Source organism: Elusimicrobiaceae bacterium (assembly GCA_028700325.1).
GTDB lineage: Bacteria > Elusimicrobiota > Elusimicrobia > Elusimicrobiales > Elusimicrobiaceae > JAQVSV01.
On record JAQVSV010000105.1, the window covers coordinates 1 to 5,881 of the forward strand.

A 5,881-nucleotide genomic window follows, 5' to 3' on the forward strand; every position below is an offset into this window, starting at 1 on the left:
CCTTATGAAAATATTTCCGGCCAAACCTCTGGCGTTCAGAACGGCTGCGGCAATTCTCCGCAGGCGGTTTTGCGGCAACAGGCGCGGTTTGCAATGAGAATAGGAGTTGTTCCCTTTTCTTCCGATCCCCTGCATGTGGTCAGGCGCTGGCGCTATGACGTGCTTATCAGGCAGGCCCGGCAGGCCGGGCACAGCGCGGCGTATTATCGGGACGGCGAGGAATATGATGTTGTGGTGTCGTCGCTTGCCACGGAAAATATCGGCGTATTCCGCCGGATTGTGCGGCGCGCGATACCCGTCATAGGCGATATTACCGATAATCTTCTTACCTTTCCTTTTTCGAATTACATACCGCCGGGCCAGCTTTATTACCGGCTGAAATTCGCTTTTAACGGGCGGTTCCGGATTTTCGAGGAGATGCTGGGCAATTCCAGCTGTATCGTGTCCGGCAGCGACGTTCAGCGGGAGCTGTTTCTTCCCTATAATCATGATGTCGCAAGGATAACCGATGCCGTTACCCCGGATATCCTTGATTTCCGCGCCCGCTATGAAAATACCGGGTGTTGCCGGCTGGCGTGGTGCGGCAACGTGTCGAGCCTGCACGGGTTTCGTGAAACGGGCAATGCGCTTGACCGGCTGGCTGCCGCGGGCAGCTATGAGCTGGTGCTGGTCACTTCCGATTATGTGCAGGGCCGGTATCTGGGCGCGCGGCCCCGCACGGTGCATGAATTTATCGCGGGCCGGAATATCCGCTGCCGCTGGGTGCCGTGGAGCTATGAAGGGATGCTCAAAGAACTCGCCGCCTGCGATATCGGAATCGTTCCGGCGGATATTAAAGATCCCTTTGTGGCGGCAAAACCGTCCGGCCGGGCCTTGCTGATGATGGGAATGGGCCTGCCGGTTGTGACAGGCCCGCTCGCTTCTTATATTGCGGATATTCCACCTGGCGCGGGTTTTATCGCGCGTACTCCGCAGGACTGGGTTTCCATTATCGGGCGTCTTGCGGCAGATCATGAGTTAAGGCAAGCGGTGGGCCGGAAAGCGCGTGAAACGGTTGAAGCGGGTTTTTCGGAGCGGATGTTTGGCGCGAAATATCTTGAAGTGCTCAAGCGGTTTGAAAAACAACTCTAGTTTTTGATTTTTCTGATAAGCGGCCCGACGGTTTCATAAAGCCGGTAACCTTCAAACAGCAGTCCCATATTGCGGACAAAACCGGTGCGGAGCAGGCCGTGCCGCGCCAGAAATATGGCGCGGGCGGGCCAGCGCATTTTGTCCAGTCCGGCAAAGGCTTCGATAATCCTGCGCCGTCCGGGCGGCAGCTTGTCATGGAATGTGGCGAGGAATCCGGCGGCCTGGCGTTGCGCGGCGGCCAGATTGCTTTTGCGGTCAAGCGCGCAGGACAGGCTCCACCGGTAAGCCCCGAAAGTGTTTGTCCCGTGCAGCCTGTATCTGACAAGCGGTTCGGCAATGTAGCCGGCTGCGCCGAAAGCAGCCGCTGTCAAAGCCAGCCACCAGTCGTGCATGACGGCTTGGGGGGGCATCTTGGCGGCCAGTGTTTTCAGGGGGCGGTTTATCATGACAGTGCAGCCCGTCACCGAGTTTTCCACCAGCAACCGTTCGAAACTTTTTTCGGAAACCGGCGCCAGTCCGGCGTATTTGATAAAAGAAGGCGCTATCTGTCGCAGGTTCCCGTCAACCACTTCCAGATCGGAACATACCAGCAGCGGAGTTTCCCTGCCGTGCCGTTTTTCTAGTTCTTTCATGCGGTCAACGCTGCGCTTTATTTTTGAGGGCAGCCAGACGTCGTCCTGATCGCAAAACATAACGTATTCGGAGCAGGAACGGCTGAGAAGACATGAAAAATTTGCGGCGGCTCCGGCGTTTTTTACGGAGCCTTCAAGCACCAGCAGTTTTTCCGGGAATCCGGCGGCAGCCGATTTTAAAATCGCGCCGGTTGAGTCGGATGAGCCGTCATCACGCGCCAGAATGCGGCAGTCCGGCGGCAGCTGGCTTATAACCGAGTCCAGCTGCTGGCGCAAAAATTTTTCGCCGTTATATGCGGCAAGCAGTATTTCAATGTTTTTCATAAGACCGGCATGCGAGGCATCATAGCAATTATTGTGACGCATTGCTATTGTCAGAATTATTCAATGCAAGATGAGCCTGAAAAATCAGGTGTTTCTAACGCAAAATGAGCCTGGAGCAGCCCTGAAAGCGTCCGATGTGGTGGTGGCGTTCATAGACTATAGTCATGATAGTGGACCTGAACGACCGCAAGATAAAAACGCTGGAAGATGTAAAACGTTTCCTGCGGAGCCTACCGGGCCCGCGGCTAAAAGACTGTGTTCCGAACCCGCTTCACGGGGGTTGCGTCCGTACCGCGCGCCGCTTTGCGCGGTTATGCCCGGGGGCAATATTCTAAAATGGAATAAATGCTTTTTACAGTGAAAAAATTATGTGATTCTGGAATAATTTAAAAAACTGTTGCGCGCGGGGCAAAAGTTGTCTATAATTTGATTACGGAAAACATTTCATAAAGCCTGACAGTTTCTTTGAAAGCTTTCTCCGTAGTGGTACCAAGCAGTGCTGGGGTTAGGTTCGATAACAGAAAGGAATGGGGATTTCTTTATGTGGTCGAGCCGGATTTAAGCAAGACCGGTGTTCGGGGGAATGCCGGTCTTGTTTTTTGTTGCCGTCGTGTATAATACCATGCGGTTTTCAGGTATACTGTAACTTCCACGGCGGCGATATGCACCGCGCCTGTCGTATAATACCGTGCGATTTCAGGTATACTGCAACTGGAGCCCGAGGTGTTTTACGGCGGGCGAAAATTCGGCGTTTCCGCCGTGGCGGGAGAAATTTCATGCGTGATCTGTTTTCAATAACCGACGAGCTTTGCGAGGCTGTTTCCGGGCTGGATTTTTCCGCCGCCCGTGCGGCTTATGTGTATAATCCGCTCGACTATGCCCGTGCGCCCTATGACGAGTATGTCCGCCGTTACGGTTTTTCGCCGAAAAAAGCGGTGTTTCTGGGAATGAACCCCGGTCCGTTCGGCATGGCGCAGACGGGCATTCCGTTTGGCGAGGTGTCCGCCGTGCGCGACTGGCTCGGCATTTCCGCCGAAATCACTGGTCCGCCCAGGCAGCATCCCGCCAGGCCGGTGACGGGTTTTTCCTGTTTCCGCAGCGAGGTCAGCGGGCGCAGGTTGTGGGGCTGGGCAAAAAAACGGTTCAAAACACCGGACGCTTTTTTTAAGGAAATTTTCGTTCTCAATTATTGCCCGCTGGTTTTCATGGAGGAAAGCGGGCGCAATCTTACGCCCGATAAACTGCCGCCCGCGTTCCGGCGCGAGCTGGAAAGCGCGTGCGACCGCGCGCTGCTTGCCAGCGTGGAATATTTCAGGCCGCGTTATTGTGTCGGGATAGGCGCTTTCGCAGAACAGCGGTTCAGACGGGTTTTAAGCGGAACGGACGCAAGGATTCTGCGGCTTGCCCATCCCAGCCCCGCCAGTCCGGCTGCGAACCGCGGCTGGGACGGTTACGCCGACGCTCTGGCCGAATCCGCCGGACTGGGCGTTTGCGCCGGATTCGGGGAAGATGGCACCCATACTGTCATAAGATAGACTTCAAACGCCTTGTTGATGAAATCCGCCAGCAGGAAGGCGGAATAAAGCACGCCGCTGCGGTATACAAGGGTTTTATTGTGCCGGAATTCAACCGACCAGCCGCGCTCATTGCAGAAAAAGTTTTCCGGCCCGCGCAAAAAAAGCGCTCTGGCTCGGATGGGGTTGGTTGAATAAAGCGAATATTTCGCGTCAAAATCCCGGCTCATCCGAACCCGGCCCGCCGCGGCCGGCACCCGGAACGGCGCTTCTTTTGGCATCAGATAAAAATCCGGCAAATCATATTCGGCGTGAAAACAAACCACGCTTTGGCTGAACCATTCCAGCGTGACGGGCACGCGGCAGAAGAAATCGAAATAGACGGCGTTCTCCAGCATTCCGCCGCTGAGGAAATTACGCATTCTGTTAGCGGGGTTGTTTTTTGCAAGCGGCATACCGGCGAGGTGCCGGATATAATACTCTGCGGTATAGCGGTATCCGAGTTCGTTTTTGGCGGCGAATGTTTTGAGGCGGTTTTTGCGGCGCGTGATTTTAAACGCCAGCGCGCTGCCGATAAGGGTTATGCTCGCGGTGAAGAGCAACGCGAACGAGATCTGCGAGGCATAGATTGTAAAAAAATCGTCGAATATCAGCATTCCATTACTATTATAATAAATTGTTTCCGTGCCGGGGCGTTTCAAATTAAGGTAAAATTCCTTTGAAGGCATTTTGCGCGGAGCGTGGTATGGAGAAGCGATATTTTCGGAAATTCGTAGTGCTTGCGGTGTCTGTGTCGCTGGTTTTTGTCGGGTTCAAGTTTTTTTCGGTTTATTTTCTGAAAAAAGCGCTGGGCGCGCGGGACAACGCGGAAAAACTTCATTATCTTTCAAAAGCCGTTTCATTGCAAAACGACGAAGCGCGTTTGGTGCGGGCGATGACCTATATCGAAATGAACCAGAGCAGCGCCGCGCTCAAGGACCTGTTTTATGTGTCGAAAACGCATCCCGGGTATCCCGTCACGTTCATGTATCTCGGCAATGTTTATTATGACATGGGCCAGTATCAGCCTTCTCTTGATGCCTATGCTGCGGCGCAAAAACTTCTTCCGCGCTATATCGAGCGGGAGCTTCTTGCCAACAAATCTGCCGATAAGCTGAGTAATACTTACGGGCTGACCGCCCGGCAGGTGGCCGACAACCTTGCGGTGAAACTGTATCTTGACAGGGCGGGCACGCTTGTCGCCCTGCGGCGTTTCGCGGACGCGCTGGTGGATGTCGAGAAGGCGCGCGAACTCGCTCCGCTTGATCCGTATGTCTATCTGTCGCGCAGCGGCATTTACGATAAGATCGGCAACAGGAAACTTGCGGCGCAGGATTACAATCAGGCATTCATACTGAAAAAACAGCTGGAAGAGTCGGCGGAAAAAGCGCGCCGTCAGATCGAACAGCGTTTGAAACAGTCCCCCCCGCCCGGCAGAACGGGCCGGGTTTCCCCACCCGCAGTGAAATAGCGGTGTTTACCGGGCAATGACGGCGGCATCGTAAAGCCAGGTCCCGTCACGCAGATAATACCAGCCTTTTTTATAGCCGGCCGTATCGAACGATTCGCCTTTTTTGATCAGGGCGAGCGGGGTTTTCCCGTCGCGGCGCGCGTAAACCTCGATATCCGCGCCGGCTTTCGCGCGCAGGAAATAGGGGCCGGCGTCGGGTATGGTCATGCCCTGAAAAAACACCGTCGCGGTGCTTTTGCCGGCGATATCGCCTGCGGTGACGCATACGCTTGACGTTTTCGGCAATCCGGCGGCAAATAATCTGCACGAGCGCAGGTTGCCGCAGTCGTACGGTTCGTCGGCCGGCACGGCCGCCCGGCCATCCACCTTCACCTGCCCGAGCGCCACATCGTCGAGCGCGGCGAACAGCACCTCTACAGCGCCGCTCTCCGTTTGCCGTATTTTAGCCGGCAGAATGAGCGGCGGCATGAAATCCTCGTCGTAAACCGCGTTGGGGGAGATGTATCCGGCGGTTTTTCCGTCCGTCACGCGCACGCCGTAAGCATTGTGGTCGGTGTAATCGGCGCGGTACTGCGCGCGCGGGCGCAGTCTGGCTACGGTTTGACCGGACGCGGTTTTCAGCTCCGCTCCGGGCTTGCGCGCGGTTACGGTGGAGCCCGTCCAGTCGAACAGTTTCAGCGCGCCGAGCATATAGCCGGCCGCAAGGGTTTTCCCGTCCGGCGAAAACGCGCAGGAAAGCGCGCCGGGCGCGAACCGGCGCAGAACCCGAA

The 5,881-nt window shown here is 55.6% G+C and carries 6 protein-coding genes; 3 read left to right on the forward strand and 3 right to left on the reverse strand.

Translation table 11 applies throughout. The annotated features are described in order from the left end of the window. Positions 1-93: 93 nt before the first annotated feature. Positions 94-1,131 carry a glycosyltransferase gene (locus PHW69_09625; protein ID MDD4005440.1) on the forward strand — a complete coding sequence of 346 codons (1,038 nt, stop codon included), beginning with the start codon at positions 94-96 and terminating at the stop codon, positions 1,129-1,131. Here PHW69_09625 and PHW69_09630 read toward each other — a convergent pair. Beyond that, on the reverse strand, positions 1,128-2,087 hold the full coding sequence (locus PHW69_09630) for a glycosyltransferase family 2 protein (protein MDD4005441.1): 960 nt from the start codon (positions 2,085-2,087) through the stop codon (positions 1,128-1,130). The genes PHW69_09625 and PHW69_09630 overlap by 4 nt on opposite strands. A 776-nt stretch (positions 2,088-2,863) precedes the next feature. Between PHW69_09630 and PHW69_09635 the strand changes: the two genes are divergently transcribed. Further along, positions 2,864-3,622: a hypothetical protein gene (locus PHW69_09635; GenBank protein ID MDD4005442.1), complete on the forward strand. Its 759-nt coding sequence runs from the start codon at positions 2,864-2,866 to the stop codon at positions 3,620-3,622. Here PHW69_09635 and PHW69_09640 read toward each other — a convergent pair. Beyond that, on the reverse strand, positions 3,538-4,257 hold the full coding sequence (locus PHW69_09640) for a hypothetical protein (protein MDD4005443.1): 720 nt from the start codon (positions 4,255-4,257) through the stop codon (positions 3,538-3,540). The genes PHW69_09635 and PHW69_09640 overlap by 85 nt on opposite strands. 89 nt (positions 4,258-4,346) lie before the next feature. Here PHW69_09640 and PHW69_09645 point away from each other — a divergent pair, with 89 nt between their 5' ends. Further along, positions 4,347-5,111 (forward strand): hypothetical protein, encoded by a 765-nt coding sequence (locus PHW69_09645; GenBank protein MDD4005444.1) that lies wholly within the window; start codon positions 4,347-4,349, stop codon positions 5,109-5,111. 6 nt (positions 5,112-5,117) lie between these two features. Here PHW69_09645 and PHW69_09650 read toward each other — a convergent pair. Next, the coding region (locus tag PHW69_09650) for a hypothetical protein (GenBank protein MDD4005445.1) at positions 5,118-5,881 on the reverse strand (764 nt) is incomplete at its 5' end.